The sequence below is a fragment of the Streptomyces sp. NPDC042201 genome (assembly GCF_055582185.1).
On record NZ_JBVJDS010000006.1, the window covers coordinates 393,844 to 410,147 of the forward strand.

Here is a 16,304-nt window from a genome sequence, read left to right on the forward strand (position 1 = left end):
GGTGGACCTTTCGCGAGGCTCGGGGGCGGGTGCTCAGGAGCGGGTGCTCGGGGAACTCAGGACGCGTCGGACGGCGGGGACGTGTTCGCGGCGCGCCCGTGGCGGCGTTCGGCCACGGTGGTGATGACCCGCGGGGTGAGGACGGAGGCGACGAGCAGCAGCCCGGTCACGATGACCTGGACCTCGTTCGGCACGTCGTTCAGCGTGAGCAGGTTCTTGAGGACTCCGATGAGCAGCACACCGGCGACCGCGCCGAAGAGCGTGCCCTTGCCGCCGTCGAAGTCCACGCCGCCGAGCAGTACGGAGGCGATGACGAGCATTTCGAAGCCGAGGCCGTTGTCGGCGCGTGCGCTGCCGTACCGGAGGGTGAAGACGATGCCGGCGAAGGCGGAGAACAGCCCGGTGACCACGAAGAGGATCTGTTTGAAGCGCTTGACCCTGATCCCGGCGAAGTAGGCGGCCTCCTCCTGCGCGCCGATGGCGAACAGCGACCGTCCGAAGGCGGTGGAGTGCAGCAGTACGGCCGTGGCCACGGCCAGCACGAGGAACAGGGCGATGGGGTAGGTGACGAACGTGCCCGGGATGGTGGTGGTGTCCACGGCCCAGTCGGCGTACGTCTGGGGGAAGTCGGTGACGGCGTCGCTGCCGAGGGCGACCGAGGCGAGGCCCCGGTAGAGGGCGAGGGTGCCGATGGTGACGGCGAGCGAGGGCAGGCCCACGCGGGTGACCAGCCAGCCGTTGAGGAGCCCGCCGGCGACGCCGGCCAGCAGCACCACGGGCACGATCATCTCGAAGGCCCAGCCGGCCTCCCACAGCGCCCCGGTCAGGGCGCTGCCGAGGCCCAGCATGGAGGCGACGGACAGATCGACCTGGCCGGCCACCACCAGCAGGGTCATGGGCAGGGCGATCAGGGCGACTTCGGCGATGTCGTTGAAGGCGAAGGCGAGGTTCTCGCCGGACGCGAAGCCGTCGGTGCTGCCCAGACCGACGACGAAGACCGCCACCAGCAGGGCGCCGACCGCCGTGTCCCAGCGCAGGCCCACGGCCCTGACGAGTTCGCCGGCCGTCGCCGCGCGGGGCGCCGGCGCCTTGTCCTGGGGCCGCGGCGCGGTCTGTGTGTCAGGCGCCATTCCCATGTCGGGCGCTCCTCTTCCTCAGTGCGGCTGTCATCCGCAGGGTCACGATCCGGTCGACGCTGATGGCCGCGAGGAGCAGCGCGCCGGTGATGGCGCCCTGCCAGAACGCGTCGACCTTCAGGACGACCAGCGCGCTGCCGATGGTGGTGAGCAGCAGCGCGCCGAGCGCCGCGCCCCACACCGTGCCGGTGCCGCCGGTGATGGCGACGCCGCCGACGACCACCGCGCTGACGACGGTGAGTTCCCAGCCGTGGGCGTTGTCCGCGACGACGGTGCCGAAGCGGGCGAGCCACAGCGCGCCGGCGAACCCGGCCACGGCGCCGGAGAAGGCGTAGGCGCCGAGGATCCGACGGCGGATCGGCACGCCCGCGAGCCGGGCGGCCTCGGGGTTGGAGCCGATGGCGTAGAGCTCACGTCCCGACCGGTAGCCGCGCAGGTAGTAGGCGGTGGCGGCGAGCAGGACCACGGCGATGAGCGGGAGATAGGGGATGCCGAGGAGACTGCCGCTGCCCAGGTCGAGGATCGGGTCGGGGACGTCGGCGGCGCCGATCTGGTCGCCCTGCGCCCACCAGTAGTCCAGGCCCTGGATGATGTAGAGCATGCCGAGGGTCACCACGAGCGCCGGTACCCTGCCGAAGCTGACAAGGGCGCCGCTGACCAGCCCGCAGAGCACGCCGAGGGCGATGCCCAGCAGCATGACGGTGAGGACTCCGTGGTCGGTCCCCGCGACGAACTTGCCGCAGGCGAAGGCGGAGAGCCCGACGACGGAGCCGACCGAGAGGTCGATGTTGCGGGTGATGACGACCACGGACTGGCCAACGGCGAGCAGGACCAGGATGGAGGCGTTGAGGAGGAGGTCCTTGACGCCCTGGTCGTCGAGGAAGCGCGGGTTGGAGATCCAGGTGCCGAGGATGAGCAGCGCCAGCGCTCCGGCGATGCTGATCTCCCTGGCCCGGAACACGGCGTCGACGAGCGAGCGGGCCGATCCTTCGTCCTTCGTGGTCGTGGTGGGCTTGTCCAGCAGGCTGGTCATGCCGCCGCCCTTTCGCCGCGTCCGGTGGCGGCCGCCATCACCGATTCCTCGGTGGCCTCGGCGCGGGGGATCTCGGCCGTCAGCCGGCCCTCGTGCATGACGAGTACGCGGTCGGCCATGCCCAGCACCTCGGGGAGGTCGGAGGAGATCATCAGGACGGCGAGTCCCTCGGCGGCCAGGGAGGACAGCAGACGGTGCACCTCCGCCTTGGTGCCGACGTCGATGCCGCGGGTGGGTTCGTCCACGATGAGCACGGCCGGTTCGGTGGCCAGCCACTTGGCGAGGACGACCTTCTGCTGATTGCCGCCGGAGAGCACCCCGACGGGGTCGGCGAGGCGGTTGTACTTGAGCTGGAGGCGTACGGCCCAGTCTGCGGCCCGGCCGCGCTCCAGGGCCCGGCGCACCAGGCCGCCCCTGCCGAGCCGGTCGAGGCCGGTGAGGGCGATGTTCCGCTCGATGGACATCTCCATCACCAGACCGCGCTGCCTGCGGTCCTCGGGGACGAGCGCGAGTCCGGCGTCCATGGCCGCGGTCGGTGAACCGGCGGGCAGCTTGCGCCCGTTGACCTCGACCTCGCCGGCGTCGGCCCGGTCGACGCCGAAGACGGCCTGCGCCACCTCGCTGCGTCCCGCGCCGACGAGCCCGGCCAGGGCGACGATCTCGCCCCGCCGTACGTCGAACGAGATGTCCCGGAACACGCCCTCGCGGGTCAGCCGGCGCACCGACAGGGCCGTCTCTCCCACGGCTGCCCGCTGTTTGGGATACAGCTCGCCGAGGTCGCGGCCGACCATTCCGCGGACCAGGTCGTCCTCGGTGAGTCCGGTCAGCGGCTGCGAGGAGATCCAGCGGCCGTCGCGCAGGATGGTGACCCGCTGGCAGAGCGAGAAGATCTCCTCCAGCCGGTGGGAGATGAACAGGACGGCGGCGCCCTCGGCGCGCAGGGTCCGTACGACGGAGAACAGCCGGGCGGTCTCACTGCCCGTCAGGGCCGCCGTGGGCTCGTCCATGATGAGGACGCGCGCGTCGAACGAGAGCGCCTTGGCGATCTCGACGATCTGCTGGTCGGCAATGGAGAGGCCACGGGCGGGCCGGTCCTGGTCGAGCTCCACGCCGAGCCGTCTCATGAGCGCGGCGGTCGTCTCCCGTACGGCCTTCCGGTCGATCCGGCCCAGGGAGCGCCTCGGCTGACGTCCCATGAAGATGTTCTCGGCGATCGACAGATCGGGGAAGAGCGTCGGCTCCTGGTAGATGACGGCGATGCCCGCGTCCCGGGCGTCGGCCGGGCCGTGGAAGACGACGGTCCTGCCGTCGAGCAGCACCTCGCCCGTGTCGGGCCTGTGCACCCCGGCGAGCGTCTTGATCAGGGTGGACTTGCCCGCGCCGTTCTCCCCGGCGAGGGCGTGCGCCTCACCGGGGAACAGGTGCAGGGAGACGTCACGCAACGCCCGTACGGCGCCGAAGGACTTGCTCACATCCTTCAGGGCAAGGACCGGGGCGGGCCCCGTGCTGTCCGGGGCGGGGCCCGTGGCGGGCTGGTTCATGAGGGCTCCTCAGCAGCGGTGAACTGGTGACACCACCCGCCGTGAAAGGTTTCAATGAGGTTGCTCGGAAGCTAAACGGCGATTGCCGACGGCGTCAATGGCCCGCGCGCCACATTTTCCGGTGAATCCGCAGGGCGCGGATCCGGCAACCACAGGTGCTGCACGGAGGGTTGACACGTCTTCACGACTCCCATAGCTTCACCGCGATGAAACGATTCACAAAGGATTGCATCACTGACTCGCACCGCGGGTCCGCACCACGGGAGCGCTGAGAGATGACGGGTCGATCCGCCGTGTCCGCTGTGAAGGCGGCGCTGAAGTCACAGTCCGTCGAGACGCCGTCGTGGGCGTTCGGGAATTCGGGCACGCGCTTCAAGGTGTTCGCGCAGCCGGGGGTGCCGCGGACACCGCGGGAGAAGCTGGCGGACGCGGCGCGGGTGCACGCGCACACGGGCGTCGCTCCGACGGTGGCGCTGCACATCCCGTGGGACCGGGTGGACGACTACGGCGCGCTCGCCGCCGACGCGCGCGAGCTGGGGCTGCGCGTCGGGGCGATCAACTCGAACGTGTTCCAGGACGACGACTACAAGCTGGGGTCCGTCACCCACCCGGACGCCGCGGTGCGCCGCAAGGCGCTGGGACATCTGCTGGAGTGCGTGGACGTCATGGACGCCACGGGCTCGCGCGATCTGAAGCTGTGGTTCTCGGACGGGATCAACTACCCGGGGCAGGACGACATCTCGGCGCGTCAGGGCCGGCTCGCCGAGGCCCTGTCCTCGGTGTACGAGCGGCTCGGCGAGGGGCAGCGGATGCTGCTGGAGTACAAGCTGTTCGAGCCCGCCTTCTACGCCACGGATGTGCCGGACTGGGGGACGGCGTACGCGCACTGTCTGCGGCTGGGGCCGAAGGCGCGGGTCGTCGTCGACACCGGACACCACGCGCCCGGCACCAACATCGAGTTCATCGTCGCGGTACTGCTGCGCGAGAAGAAGCTCGGCGGATTCGACTTCAACTCCCGCTTCTACGCGGACGACGACCTGATGGCCGGGGCCGCGGACCCCTTCCAGCTGTTCCGGATCATGTACGAGGTGATCAGGGGCGGCGGGTTCACGGCGGAGACGGCCTTCATGCTCGACCAGTGCCACAACATCGAGGAGAAGATCCCCGCGATCATCCGGTCGGTGATGAATGTGCAGGAGGCCACGGCCAAGGCGCTGCTGGTGGACGCGGACGCGCTCGACGCGGCGCAGCGGAGCGGCGATGTGCTGGCGGCCAACGCGGTGCTGATGGACGCGTTCAGCACCGACGTACGCCCGCTGGTGGCGGAGGTCCGTACCGAACTCGGCGCGGACGCGGACCCCGTGGCCGCGTACCACGCCTCCGGCTACGGCAAGAAGATCATCGCCGATCGGGTCGGCGGCACCCCGGCGGGCTGGGGAGCCTGAGCCGTCCACCGACCGCCCACCGACCGTTCGCGGCCCCCGCTCGCCCGCCTCGCCCAAGGCACCACATCCCAGAGGGACATGATGACCGACCAGCCCCACGTCCATCCGGTGGCAGCGCAGTTGCTCGACCGCTCGCACCGGCTCGGCGCCGATCCGCGCAACACCAACTACGCCGGCGGCAACACCTCCGCGAAGGGCTCCGCTCCGGACCCCGTGACCGGCGACGATGTCGAACTGATGTGGGTCAAGGGGTCCGGCGGCGATCTCGGCACCCTCACCGCCGGCGGGCTGGCGGCGCTGCGGGTCGACCGGCTGCGTGCGCTGACGGGGGTCTATCCGGGGGTGGCGCGCGAGGACGAGATGGTCGCCGCGTTCGACTACTGCCTGCACGGCAAGGGCGGCGCTGCCCCGTCCATCGACACCGCCATGCACGGACTGGTCGACGCCCCTCATGTGGACCATCTCCACCCGGACTCGGGTATCGCGCTGGCCTGCGCGGCCGACGGGGAGAAGCTGACCGCCGAGTGCTTCGGCGACACCGTGGTCTGGGTGCCCTGGCGCCGGCCCGGCTTCCAGCTCGGCCTGGACATCGCCGCGGTCAAGGAAGCCAATCCGCGGGCCATCGGCTGTGTGCTCGGCGGCCACGGCATCACCGCCTGGGGCGCCACCTCGCAGGAGTGCGAGCGTAATTCCCTGCACATCATCCGTACCGCAGAGGCCTTCCTGACCGAGCGGGGCAGGGCGGAGCCCTTCGGTCCGGTCCTTCCCGGGTACGAGCCGCTGCCCGAGGGCGAGCGGCGGGCCAGGGCCGCGGCGCTCGCCCCGCTGATCCGCGGTCTCGCCTCCACCGACCGGCGGCAGGTCGGCCACTACACCGACGCCGGTCCCGTCCTCGACTTCCTCTCCCGCGCCGGACACCCGCGGCTGGCGGCCCTGGGCACCTCCTGTCCCGACCACTTCCTGCGCACCAAGGTCCGGCCCCTGGTCCTCGATCTGCTGGCCGGCGCACCGCTGGAGCGGATGAAGGAGCGGCTGGCGGAGCTGCACGCCGACTACCGCGAGGAGTACCTGGCGTACTACGAGCGGCACGCGGCCCCCGATTCACCGGCGATGCGAGGCGCCGACCCGGCGATCGTGCTGGTGCCCGGCGTCGGCATGTTCTCCTTCGGCAAGGACAAGCAGACCGCCCGGGTCGCCGGTGAGTTCTATCTCAACGCCGTCCAGGTGATGCGCGGCGCCGAGGCGGTCTCCTCGTACGCGCCCATCGAGGAGGCCGAGAAGTTCCGTATCGAGTACTGGGAGCTGGAGGAGGCCAAGCTGCGCCGGATGCCCGCCCCGAAGGCGCTGGCCACGCGGGTCGCGCTGGTGACGGGGGCCGGCTCCGGGATCGGCAGGGCCATCGCGCACCGGCTGGTCGCCGAAGGTGCGTGTGTCGTCGTCGCCGATCTCGACGGCGACAGCGCGAGGACGGTCGCCGAGGAACTGGGCGGCGCCGACCAGGCGGTCGCGGTGACCGCCGATGTGACGGACGAGGAGCAGATCAGGGCGGCGTTCGACGCGGCCGCCCTCGCCTTCGGCGGAGTGGACCTGGTCGTCAACAACGCCGGTATCTCCATCTCCAAGCCGCTGCTGGAGACCACGGCCGGGGACTGGGACCTCCAGCACGCCATCATGGCCCGTGGCTCCTTCCTGGTCTCCCGCGAGGCGGCCCGGGTGATGACCGATCAGGGATTCGGCGGCGACATCGTCTACATCGCCTCCAAGAACGCGGTGTTCGCGGGGCCCAACAACATCGCCTACTCCGCGGCCAAGGCAGACCAGGCCCACCAGGTGCGGCTGCTCGCCGCCGAGCTGGGCGAGCTCTCCATCCGGGTCAACGGCGTCAACCCCGACGGGGTGGTCCGTGGTTCCGGGATCTTCGCGGGCGGCTGGGGCGCCGAACGCGCCGCGGTCTACGGGGTCGCGGAGGAGAAGCTCGGCGAGTTCTACGCGCAGCGCACGCTTCTCAAGCGGGAGGTGCTGCCCGAGCATGTGGCCAACGCCGTGTTCGCTCTCACCGGCGGCGATCTCAGCCACACCACGGGGCTGCACATCCCGGTCGACGCGGGGGTGGCGGGCGCCTTCCTGCGCTGAGGGCGGCGGGGGCCGGGCGCTCACCGGCCGGCCTCTCCGCGCGCCTGCCCGCTGCCTGCCCGCAGTCCGTCCGCGCGCCTGCCCGCAGTCCTCGCCGGCCCCTGCCCGCGGTCCGTCCGCGTGCGGCGCCGGCTGCCCGCCGATCAACGAGGTCCGCCGTGCCACTCACCGAAGCCGTCCCCTTCGCCGCCGTCGACCTCGGCGCGTCCAGCGGCCGCGTCATGCTCGGCCATGTCTCCGGCCACGGCGCCGGCACGCTGCGCCTCCAGGAGGTCCACCGGTTCCCCAACCGTCCGGTGCGGACCGCCGGCACGCTGCAGTGGGACATCCTGTCCCTGTACGGGGGCGTGCTGGACGGCCTGCGGGCCGCCGGCGCGAGCGCCGGGCGGGCGCCGGCGAGCGTCGGGATCGACACCTGGGCCGTCGACTACGGCCTGCTCGACGCCTCCGGCGCGCTGCTCGGCAATCCGGTGCACTACCGGGACACCCGCACGGAGGGCGAGGCAGCCAAGGTGGCCGCGGTGCTGGCGCCGGCCGCCCTGTACGCGGCCACCGGCCTGCAGTATCTGCCCTTCAACACCCTGTACCAACTGACCGCCGCTCAGGGCAGTGCGGCGCTCGGCGCCGCGAACCGGCTGCTGCTGATCCCCGATCTCATCGCGTACTGGCTGACCGGTGAGACCGGGACCGAACTCACCAACGCCTCCACCACCCAGCTCATCGACCCCCGCACCCGCGACTGGTCCCGGCCCGTCGCCGACGCGCTCGGCATCGACCTGACGCTGTTCGCACCCCTGCGCGGTCCGGGCGCCCCGGCGGGACATCTACTTCCCGACGTCCTGGCCGAGACCGGTCTGACGGGCCCGGTCCCGGTGACGGCCGTCGGGTCCCATGACACCGCCTCCGCCGTCGCGGCGGTCCCCGCGTCCGGCGACCGGTTCGCGTACATCGCCACCGGCACCTGGTCCCTCGCCGGACTGGAGCTGGACTCCCCCGTGCTCACCGAGGAGAGCCGGCGGGCCAACTTCACCAATGAACTCGGCGTCGACGGCACCGTCCGCTATCTGCGCAACATCATGGGGCTGTGGCTGCTCCAGGAGTGCCTGCGTACGTGGGAGGCGGACGGCGCACCCCAGCGGCTGGACCGGCTGCTGCGCGAGGCAGCCGACGTGCCGGGGCTGCGGTCGTTCGTCGACGCCGACGACCCGGCGTTCCTCGCACCGGGAGACATGCCGCGGCGGATCGCGGACGCCTGCCGCCGTTCCGGCAGGCCGGCGCCGCAGGGCCCGGCCGGGGTCACCCGCTGTGTCCTCGATTCCCTGGCCCTCGCCCACCGGCGCGCGGTCGAGGACGCCCAGCGCCTGTCGGGCCGCGCCGTGGACACCGTGCACATCGTCGGCGGCGGGGCCCGCAACGACCTGCTGTGCCGGCTCACCGCCGACGCCTGCGGGCTGCCCGTCGTGGCCGGCCCTGCGGAGGCCGCGGCCCTCGGCAACGTACTCGTCCAGGCACGCGCGGCGGGTACGGTCCGGGGGGACCTCTCCGATCTGCGTGCCCTGCTCCGCGCCACGCTGGCCCCGCGCCGGTACGAACCCGCCGGTGACCGGGGGGCCTGGGACCGGGCGGCGGCGCTGATCGCCGCCGGGGAGCCACGGCCGTGACGGATGCGCGGAGCCCACGGCGACCGTCCTCGCGATGCGTACCGCGCATATGATGGTCCACCCGGTCAGGGGTTCCGACGAGTAGTGACAGGGCAGGCAGGACGCGTGGTGCAGACGGTCGGCATAAAGGATGTGGCCCGGCTGGCCGGTGTCTCGGTCGGGACCGTCTCGAATGTGCTCAACCGGCCGGAGAAGGTGTCGGAGCACACCCGCGTGCGGGTACGGGCGGTGATCGACCAGCTCGGTTTCGTACGGAGCGAGACGGCCCGGCAGCTCAGGGTCGGTACCAGCCGCATCCTGGCCATCCTGGTGCTCGACATGGCGAACCCCTTCTTCGTCGCCGTGGCCAAGGGCGCCGAACGCGCGGCGCGCGAGGCCGGGCTCGGGGTGATGCTCTGCAACAGCGCGGGAAGCACGGCCGAGGAGGCGGAGTATCTGTCGCTCTTCGCCGAGCAGCGGGTGCGCGGGGTGCTGCTCACCCCGGCCGACACGACCGGCGCCAATGTGCGGGAGTTCGCGCGTCAGCGCATTCCGTTCGTGCATGTCGACCGCGCCGTGCCGGCCGCCGAGGGCTGTTCCGTCTCGGTGGACGATGTGGCGGGCGGCGCGCTCGCGGTCCGGCATCTGCTGGCGGCAGGCCACCGTTCCGTGACCTATATCAGCGGCCCGATGTCCCTCCCCCAGTGCCGGGACCGGCGCACCGGAGCGCTGGCCGCCCTGCGCGAGGCCGGGCTGCCCGAACAGGCCCTGCGCCAGGTGGAGACGGCGCGGCTGGACGTGGCGTCGGGCATAGACGCCGGGGCGCGGCTGCTGGGCCTCGCGGAGCGCCCCACGGCCGTGTTCTGCGCCAACGACCTGCTCGCGCTGGGCGTTCTGCAAGCCATGTACGGGGCCGGGGTCGACGTCCCCGGCGATGTGTCGATCGTCGGCTACGACGACATCGAGTTCGCCGCGGCGGCCGTCGTACCGCTGACGTCCGTACGGCAGCCCGCGGCCCGGATGGGGCGTACGGCCGCGGAGATGCTGATGGACGAGACGGGACCGGACGCGGACGGCCACACGCATCGCTCCGTCGTGCTCCAGCCCGAGCTGGTGGTACGCAGCTCGACGCGCCGACTCGGACCGGGCGCCGGGCCGGTCGTGGAGCGGGAGCGGTTGTGACGGACCGTCAACGGAGCGAGGCGGCCAGGTCCGCGGTCGACGCGGCGGTCGGAGCCGCCGGCCTGCCGGCCGGGGAGGTGACGCGGTGCGAGCCGCTGTCGGGGGGTACGTACAACGCGCTCTTCCGGGTCTCGCTGCGTGACGGCCGGGAGTGGGTGGTCAAGGTCCCGCCGCCGGTGTCGCGCCCCGGGCTCGGTTATGAGCGCGATCTGCTCCGTGGCGAGGTGGCGTTCTACACGGCGGTGGGCACGGTCGACGGTGTGCCGGTGCCGGAGGTCGTGCGGTACGCAGGCGATCCGACCGCCGCGACCGGGGCGTTCCTGATCATGTCGGCGCTTCCGGGTGCGCCGTGGCACGAGCGGGACGGCGAACTGGCCCCGGAGGAACGTGCCGGGCTGCGGCGGGAGTTGGGCAGCCTGGTCGCGCGGACACATACGGTGACCGGGCCGGGATTCGGCTACCCTGCGCTACCGCTGGGTCCGCTCGCCGGAACCTGGCGTGAGGCGTTCACGGCCATGATGGCGGGGCTTCTGGACGACGCGGAACGCTACGGGGCGCGGCTGCCGCGAAGCCCGGCCGTGATCCGCGCTCTGACGGCCGAGGTGTCGGGGGTCCTCGACGAGGTCACCGTCCCCGTCGCCGTCCACTTCGATCTGTGGCAGGGCAATGTGCTGCTCGACGGCGGGGCCGGCGCCCGTACGGTCAGCGGGATCGTGGACGGCGAGCGGATGTTCTGGGGCGATCCGCTCGCGGATTTCGTCTCCCTGGCGCTGCTCGGCGACATCGAGGAGGACACGGACTTCCTCGCCGGATACGCGGCGGCGGGCGGCCGGGCGGAGTTCGACGCGCCGGCCCGGCTGCGGCTGGCTCTCTACCGCTGCTATCTCTATCTGATCATGTTGGTGGAAGTGGTACCCCGCGACTACCCGGACGATCGGCGGGAGTGGGCATGGCGCCATGTGGCCCCGCAACTCGAAGCGGCGCTGAGGCACTTGGAGGCCCCCGCGGGGGCCGGAGCGCACCGGCCGTAGCGGATCAGGCACGGGCCGCGTCCGTACAGGGCCAGTTGATTCAAGAAAGGGTCAACAAACCGCCATCGACAACCAATGGCCAAGGCTGTCACGGATAGTCTCCGGCCGTGATATTGAACAGACAGACGAACACGTCCCCCGCTCCCACCGGCGCACCGCGCCGCACGCTGCTTCGCGCAGCCCTCGCGGGGACCGCCGCCACCGCCGGAGTGGCGCTCGCCGCACCGTCCGCCGGTGCGGCCACTCACTCTCGGTCGACGCGCGTCCGGCCGGCCACCCCGGACGAGGCGCTCAGAGAACTCGCTGAAGGCAACCGCCGCTGGCGGACCTTCCGCGAGCAGCACCCGCACGAGACGGAGACCGTGCGCCAGGCCCTCGTGTCGGGCCAGCACCCCTTCGCCGTCATCCTCGGGTGCATCGACTCCCGGGTACCTCCGGAGCTCGCCTTCGACCAGGGGCTCGGCGACCTGATGACCGTACGGTCAGCGGGCGAGGTCCTGGACGAGGCCGTCCTCGGCAGCATCTGCTACGGCGTGCTGGAGCTGGAGATACCGCTCGTCCTGGTCCTCGGGCACCAGTCCTGCGGCGCCGTCGCCGCCGCTGTCCACGCGGAGGAGACGGGCGAGGCACTCCCGGCCCACATACAGTACTTGGCGGACCAGATACGGCCCGCGATCGATCACTCCCAGCAGGGTGACGCGCGTATCGACTCCACCGTCACCGCGAACGTCGCGATGGTCCGCAGCCGCCTCGCCGCGGAGCCCGACCTGGCGGCCAGGATCGCCGAGGGCAAGCTCGCCATCGTCGGAGCCCGTTACGAGCTCACCACGCAGCTCGTCCACCGGATCTGACCGCACCTCCTCGCGTCGGCCGCCGCCCGCCCCCGCCGGGGTGGGCGGCGCCCCGGTCAGGGAACGATCGCGTCGATGTATCCACCGTCGACGCGGATCGCCGCACCGGTGGTGGCCGATGCGAGGGGCGAGCTGAGGTAGACCACCATGTTGGCGATCTCCTCGGGCTCAATGAGGCGCTGGAGCAGGGACTGCGGGCGGTGTTCGCGCATGAACACGCGCTGCGCCTCGTCCCAGGGCAGTTGGGAATCCACCAGCTCGTAGACGAAGTCCTTGACGCCGCCCGTGTGGGTCGGGCCCGCGAGCACGGAGTTGACGGTGACTCCGCTGCCGGCCGCCACCTTGGCGAAGCCGCGGGAGACCGCGAGCAGGGAGGTCTTGGTCATTCCGTAGTGGATCATTTCGGCGGGGATGACGATCGCGGCGTCGCTGGCGATGTACTGCACGCGCCCCCAGGACCGCTCCATCATCCCGCCCAGACAGGCCCGGGTGAGCCGGATCGCGGCGAGGACATTCACTTCGAAGTAGCGCCGCCACTCGTCGTCGCTGATCTCCAGCGCGGGCCGGGAACCGAAGATGCCCAGGTTGTTGACGAGGATGTCCACCTGAGGCACCACGTCGAGCACCTGCCGGGAGCCGTCGTCCGAGGCGACATCGCCTGGCGCGGCCAGGAATTCGGCGTCCGGCACCTCCACCCGCAGCCGGTCGAGGGCGCTGTCCACGGATTCGGCGCTCCGTCCATTGACGGCGACGCGGGCCCCGGAGCGGGCCAGACCGGCCGCGATGGCCGCGCCGATTCCCTGGGTGGACCCCGTCACCAGAGCGGTCTTTCCGGCCAGGTCGATATGCACGATTCCAGTCCTTCCCCACGTCTTCGCTGAGCCATGGTCATTGTCCGCCAGGGCCTCTCCGTGCCCCGGCCGGAGGAACCCGCCGGTGTGTCGCCCCCCTCGACCACAGACTTTCCTACTCGTCGCGGCACACCCGTGCGCGCCGCCCTCTTGATGTGGACCCGACACCTGTGTCATATATGTCTAGACCATTGCCCCCTGATGGAGGACACGGCCATGAGAAGGATCTCCAGCCTTGCCGCGCTCGCGTCCGCCGCCGTGCTCACTCTGGCCGCGTGCGGCTCGAACGACGTGGGCGCGAAGGCGCCTTCGGCGCCGGCCGGGGTCACGGTCCAGGCCGGCAGCGCGACCTCCGTCCATGTCATGTGGGACCAGGCCACCGGTCAGGACGGCATCAGCGGGTACGAGGTGTACCGGGGCGAGACGAAGGTCAAGGACGTGCCGGCCGGGAAGAACATGATCGACATCACCGGGCTGAAGCCGTCGACCGCCTACACCTTCACCGTCAGGGCCCGGGACGCCGAGGGCACGCTCTCGCCGCACAGCGGCGAAAAGCCCGTCACCACACCGGCCGCGGTCGCCGAGGACAAGGAAGCGCCCGCCACGCCCACCGAGTTGGCGGGCAGGAGCGACGGAGCGCGGGCCGCGCGGCTCAGCTGGCACCAGGCGGCCGGCAACCAGGGCATCACCTCGTACGACATCTACCAGGGCGGCTCCAAGATCCACAGCGTCGGCGCGGACGCCACGACGGCGCGGATCACCCGGTTGCGGCCGGGCACCCACTACAGCTTCACCGTCACCGCCAGGGACGCCGCGGACAACACCTCGCCCGCCAGCCGCGCCATCGAGGTCACCACCCCGCGCGGCCCCGGCGACGATCCCGATACCGCGCCGATCGACTTCCGGGCCGCGACGCACACCGCCGACGGCGCGTACTACGCCGACCTGTCCTGGCTGGCGCCGAAGACCGGCACCGAGGTCCCCTCGTACCAGATCTATCTGGACGGGAAGTTCGCGACGACGCTGGTCTGGGGCGGCGACGTGCCCCGGGGCCGGGCCACGTACAGCGTGTACGTGAGCAAGAAGGCCGGCGAGACCTACCGGGTGAAGATCCGCGCCAAGCTGCCCGACGGCAACTGGGGCCGGTTCTCCGCGGAACGCACCGTCGTCACCGGCGACGGCAAGCCCTGACGACGGGTACGGCGTGTCGGTCCGCCGTCCACGCGTGGCGCTCATGACACCCTCCATACTGGTTCCGAGCTGCATGCTTTCCGATGGGTAGCAATCACCCTTGCGGGATACCAGTACCCAGGGAATAGCGTGCAGGTGTCGACCACCACCCGGCCGGTCGGTGCGAAAGTGCCCCGGCACGCACCAGCAGGAGACCGTGATGAGCAGCGAGACGACCATGCGCGCGATCACTCAATACACCCTCGGCGGCCCCGAGGTGCTCCAGCTCGCCGAAGTGGCACGCCCCGAGCCCCTGCCGACCGAGGTGCAGGTCCGGGTCCACGCGGCGGGTGTGAACCCCGTCGACTGGAAGAGCCGCGAGAGCGGCGGAATCGCGGGCCTGCTGGGCGATCCCCCCTTCGTACTGGGCTGGGATGTCTCCGGCGTCGTGACGGAGACCGGCTTCGGTGTGCACACGCTCCAGGTGGGCGACGAGGTGTACGGGATGCCGTGGTTCCCCCGGCCGGCCGGCGCCTACGCCGAGTATGTGACCGCGCCCTCCCGGCAGTTCGCGCTCAAGCCGACCACGATCGACCACGACCGGGCCGCCGCGATGCCGCTGGCCGGGCTCACCGCGTGGCAGTCGCTGGTCGACGCCGCGCGGGTGGAGGCGGGACAGCGGGTCCTCATCCACGCCGCCGCCGGTGGCGTGGGGCACCTGGCGGTGCAGTTCGCCAAGCACCTCGGGGCGTATGTCATCGGCACCGCCAGCGCCGCCAAGCACGACTGGCTGCGCTCGCTCGGCGCCGATGAACTCATCGACTACACCGCGGTCCGGTTCGAGGACGTGGTCAGCGATGTCGATGTCGTCATCGACCTGGTCGGGGACGGACACGACGCGACGAGCACCCGTTCGCTGCGGACGCTGCGGCCCGGCGGCGTCCTCGTCGCCGTCCCCTCGGGCGTCTCTCCCGAACTGCTGGACGCGGCCCGCGCCCAGGGACTGCGGGCGAGCACCTTCCTGGTGGAGCCCGACGGCGCCGCGCTGACCCGGATCGCGGGACTGATCGACAAGGGCGTCCTGAAGGTCGAGGTCGAGGAGGTCCTGCCGCTCGAGCAGGCCGCCGAGGCCCACCGCAGGGGCGCGGCGGGACGGACGCGCGGCAAGCTCGTTCTGCACGTGGCCCCTTGACGCCCGGCCGGGCCACCGTCGCCCTCCGGCCGGGGGTACGGCAGGACCGCGCCCGGCCGGCACCCCTCCTCACCTCCGGACCGCGATTCCCACGCGTCTGTCCCTGCTGATCCTTCTGATCCGCAGCCGGGTCAGCAGACCTCTGCGGCCGTCCCCGCCCGGCGGCCCGGGCGCCCCCTCCGGCGATGGCTCCGCCCCGTCAGCAAGGGGGTCGGAGCCGCCTGAAGCCATGGCGGGGGCCGCTCGGCACTCGGCGACCGCGTCGGGGCGCGGGGCCGGCCGGGCGCGCCGCGCCTCTTCCAGCAGTGCGCACAGACTGGCCCGGTGCCACCGGATCTCGTCGGGATGCTCCGCCACCAGCAGGCGTCGCACCGTCTCCTGCGCGGCCTCCGACGCCGGGTGGCCATGGGCGAGCCGCGGCCGCAGCCGGTTCACATAGGCGCGTTCGTACGGGTCAGGTACCAGCTCGGCCAGGTGGACCTGGTCGAGCACGCAGCCGGCGACGGCCGCCCGTTCCCAAGGGTCCTCACAGCCGTGCAGCAGATGGCCGATGCGCCGGCCCCGCCAGTTGCGCGGACGCAGGTCCTCCCCCACGTCGTGACCGGCGCGCGGCGCGTGCGGCAGTCGGCCGGTGAGCAGGGCCGGTTCCCTGGCGGCGAAGGCCCTGAGCTCCTGCGCCAGATACAGCCACACGACCACGCGATAGCGGTTCAGATAGAACGTGACCGGCGCGAGATACCCCGCCCTGGCCAGCCGGGTGAACCGGCTGGGGCTGACGGGCATCAGCTCCGCCCCCTCGGCCGTGCCCACGGTCCGCACCCGCTCGCGCAGCGCGTCCGGGAATCCCTCCGCGGCTCGCAGGCGGTCGATCTCCTGCCGGGTGACCTGACGCCGGCCGGCGCCCGCCCCCGCCGTGGTGCGGATGTGCCCCAGCTGCGCGGCGAGCTCGAACTCGCCGCGCTTCAGCCGCAGTTCCTGTGCGGCCCGCACGACGCCGACGGCTTGTGCCCGGTCCTGAATCCGGGCATCGCTGACGGACATGATGGTCCTCCCCCGTGAGGCGTAACTACTCTCGGTGACGACCGTAGCGCGACAGCGG

At 71.8% G+C, this 16,304-nt stretch carries 13 protein-coding genes; 8 read left to right on the forward strand and 5 right to left on the reverse strand.

Features of this window, described 5'->3' with window-relative positions; translation table 11 throughout:
* Positions 1 to 56: 56 nt before the first annotated feature.
* The 3 genes from ACZ6MZ_RS17665 to ACZ6MZ_RS17675 are packed head-to-tail and all read right to left on the reverse strand — an operon-like array spanning position 57 to position 3,710.
* The gene (locus ACZ6MZ_RS17665; protein WP_469352776.1) at positions 57 to 1,136 is read right to left on the reverse strand and encodes an ABC transporter permease; all 1,080 of its coding nucleotides are present in this window, start codon (positions 1,134 to 1,136) and stop codon (positions 57 to 59) included.
* Positions 1,120 to 2,169, reverse strand: coding sequence for an ABC transporter permease (locus ACZ6MZ_RS17670; RefSeq protein WP_389672705.1), 1,050 nt, complete (start codon positions 2,167 to 2,169; stop codon positions 1,120 to 1,122). Before ACZ6MZ_RS17670 ends, ACZ6MZ_RS17665 begins: the two co-directional genes overlap by 17 nt.
* Positions 2,166 to 3,710 (reverse strand): sugar ABC transporter ATP-binding protein, encoded by a 1,545-nt coding sequence (locus ACZ6MZ_RS17675; protein WP_469352778.1) that lies wholly within the window; start codon positions 3,708 to 3,710, stop codon positions 2,166 to 2,168. The genes ACZ6MZ_RS17670 and ACZ6MZ_RS17675 overlap by 4 nt, the downstream gene beginning before the upstream one ends.
* A 275-nt stretch (positions 3,711 to 3,985) precedes the next feature.
* On the opposite strand from ACZ6MZ_RS17675, the gene rhaI reads away from it, so the two are divergent.
* The 6 genes from rhaI to ACZ6MZ_RS17705 all read left to right on the forward strand — a co-directional run bounded on the left by rhaI (position 3,986) and on the right by ACZ6MZ_RS17705 (position 11,992).
* A complete protein-coding gene (rhaI, locus tag ACZ6MZ_RS17680; protein ID WP_469352780.1) occupies positions 3,986 to 5,155 on the forward strand; it encodes an L-rhamnose isomerase in 1,170 nt (389 codons plus the stop codon).
* Positions 5,156 to 5,236: 81 nt separating this feature from the next.
* The gene (locus tag ACZ6MZ_RS17685; RefSeq protein WP_469352782.1) at positions 5,237 to 7,288 is read left to right on the forward strand and encodes a bifunctional aldolase/short-chain dehydrogenase; all 2,052 of its coding nucleotides are present in this window, start codon (positions 5,237 to 5,239) and stop codon (positions 7,286 to 7,288) included.
* A 158-nt stretch (positions 7,289 to 7,446) separates the two neighbouring features.
* On the forward strand, positions 7,447 to 8,949 hold the full coding sequence (locus ACZ6MZ_RS17690; protein ID WP_469352783.1) for a rhamnulokinase: 1,503 nt from the start codon (positions 7,447 to 7,449) through the stop codon (positions 8,947 to 8,949).
* Positions 8,950 to 9,054: 105 nt separating this feature from the next.
* Entirely contained in the window at positions 9,055 to 10,110 is a 1,056-nt protein-coding gene (locus tag ACZ6MZ_RS17695) for a LacI family DNA-binding transcriptional regulator (protein WP_469352785.1), read from the forward strand.
* Positions 10,107 to 11,141, forward strand: a complete 1,035-nt coding sequence (locus ACZ6MZ_RS17700; protein ID WP_469352787.1) for a phosphotransferase family protein — start codon at positions 10,107 to 10,109, stop codon at positions 11,139 to 11,141. The genes ACZ6MZ_RS17695 and ACZ6MZ_RS17700 overlap by 4 nt, the downstream gene beginning before the upstream one ends.
* Before the next feature lie 107 nt (positions 11,142 to 11,248).
* On the forward strand, positions 11,249 to 11,992 hold the full coding sequence (locus tag ACZ6MZ_RS17705; RefSeq protein WP_469352789.1) for a carbonic anhydrase: 744 nt from the start codon (positions 11,249 to 11,251) through the stop codon (positions 11,990 to 11,992).
* A 56-nt stretch (positions 11,993 to 12,048) separates the two neighbouring features.
* On the opposite strand, the gene ACZ6MZ_RS17710 is transcribed toward ACZ6MZ_RS17705, so the two are convergent.
* A complete protein-coding gene (locus tag ACZ6MZ_RS17710; RefSeq protein WP_469352791.1) occupies positions 12,049 to 12,843 on the reverse strand; it encodes an SDR family NAD(P)-dependent oxidoreductase in 795 nt (264 codons plus the stop codon).
* 216 nt (positions 12,844 to 13,059) lie between these two features.
* Between ACZ6MZ_RS17710 and ACZ6MZ_RS17715 the strand changes: the two genes are divergently transcribed.
* Together ACZ6MZ_RS17715 and ACZ6MZ_RS17720 are read left to right on the forward strand one after the other, a co-directional pair.
* Entirely contained in the window at positions 13,060 to 14,034 is a 975-nt protein-coding gene (locus tag ACZ6MZ_RS17715) for a fibronectin type III domain-containing protein (protein ID WP_469352792.1), read from the forward strand.
* Between the two features lie 199 nt (positions 14,035 to 14,233).
* Entirely contained in the window at positions 14,234 to 15,205 is a 972-nt protein-coding gene (locus tag ACZ6MZ_RS17720) for an NADP-dependent oxidoreductase (protein WP_389786327.1), read from the forward strand.
* Between the two features lie 69 nt (positions 15,206 to 15,274).
* Here ACZ6MZ_RS17720 and ACZ6MZ_RS17725 read toward each other — a convergent pair whose 3' ends face one another.
* A complete protein-coding gene (locus ACZ6MZ_RS17725; RefSeq protein WP_469352794.1) occupies positions 15,275 to 16,246 on the reverse strand; it encodes a DUF6397 family protein in 972 nt (323 codons plus the stop codon).
* Between the last annotated feature and the right edge of the window lie 58 nt (positions 16,247 to 16,304).

Excerpts from the sequence above, each read along its gene's own strand:
- ACZ6MZ_RS17685 (WP_469352782.1), top strand. The coding sequence starts at position 5,237 with ATGACCGACCAGCCCCACGTCCATCCGGTGGCAGCGCAGTTGCTCGAC.
- ACZ6MZ_RS17670 (WP_389672705.1), bottom strand. The coding sequence starts at position 2,169 with ATGACCAGCCTGCTGGACAAGCCCACCACGACCACGAAGGACGAAGGA.
- ACZ6MZ_RS17720 (WP_389786327.1), top strand. The coding sequence starts at position 14,234 with ATGAGCAGCGAGACGACCATGCGCGCGATCACTCAATACACCCTCGGC.
- ACZ6MZ_RS17725 (WP_469352794.1), bottom strand. The coding sequence starts at position 16,246 with ATGTCCGTCAGCGATGCCCGGATTCAGGACCGGGCACAAGCCGTCGGC.
- rhaI (WP_469352780.1), top strand. The coding sequence starts at position 3,986 with ATGACGGGTCGATCCGCCGTGTCCGCTGTGAAGGCGGCGCTGAAGTCA.
- ACZ6MZ_RS17715 (WP_469352792.1), top strand. The coding sequence starts at position 13,060 with ATGAGAAGGATCTCCAGCCTTGCCGCGCTCGCGTCCGCCGCCGTGCTC.
- ACZ6MZ_RS17665 (WP_469352776.1), bottom strand. The coding sequence starts at position 1,136 with ATGGGAATGGCGCCTGACACACAGACCGCGCCGCGGCCCCAGGACAAG.
- ACZ6MZ_RS17675 (WP_469352778.1), bottom strand. The coding sequence starts at position 3,710 with ATGAACCAGCCCGCCACGGGCCCCGCCCCGGACAGCACGGGGCCCGCC.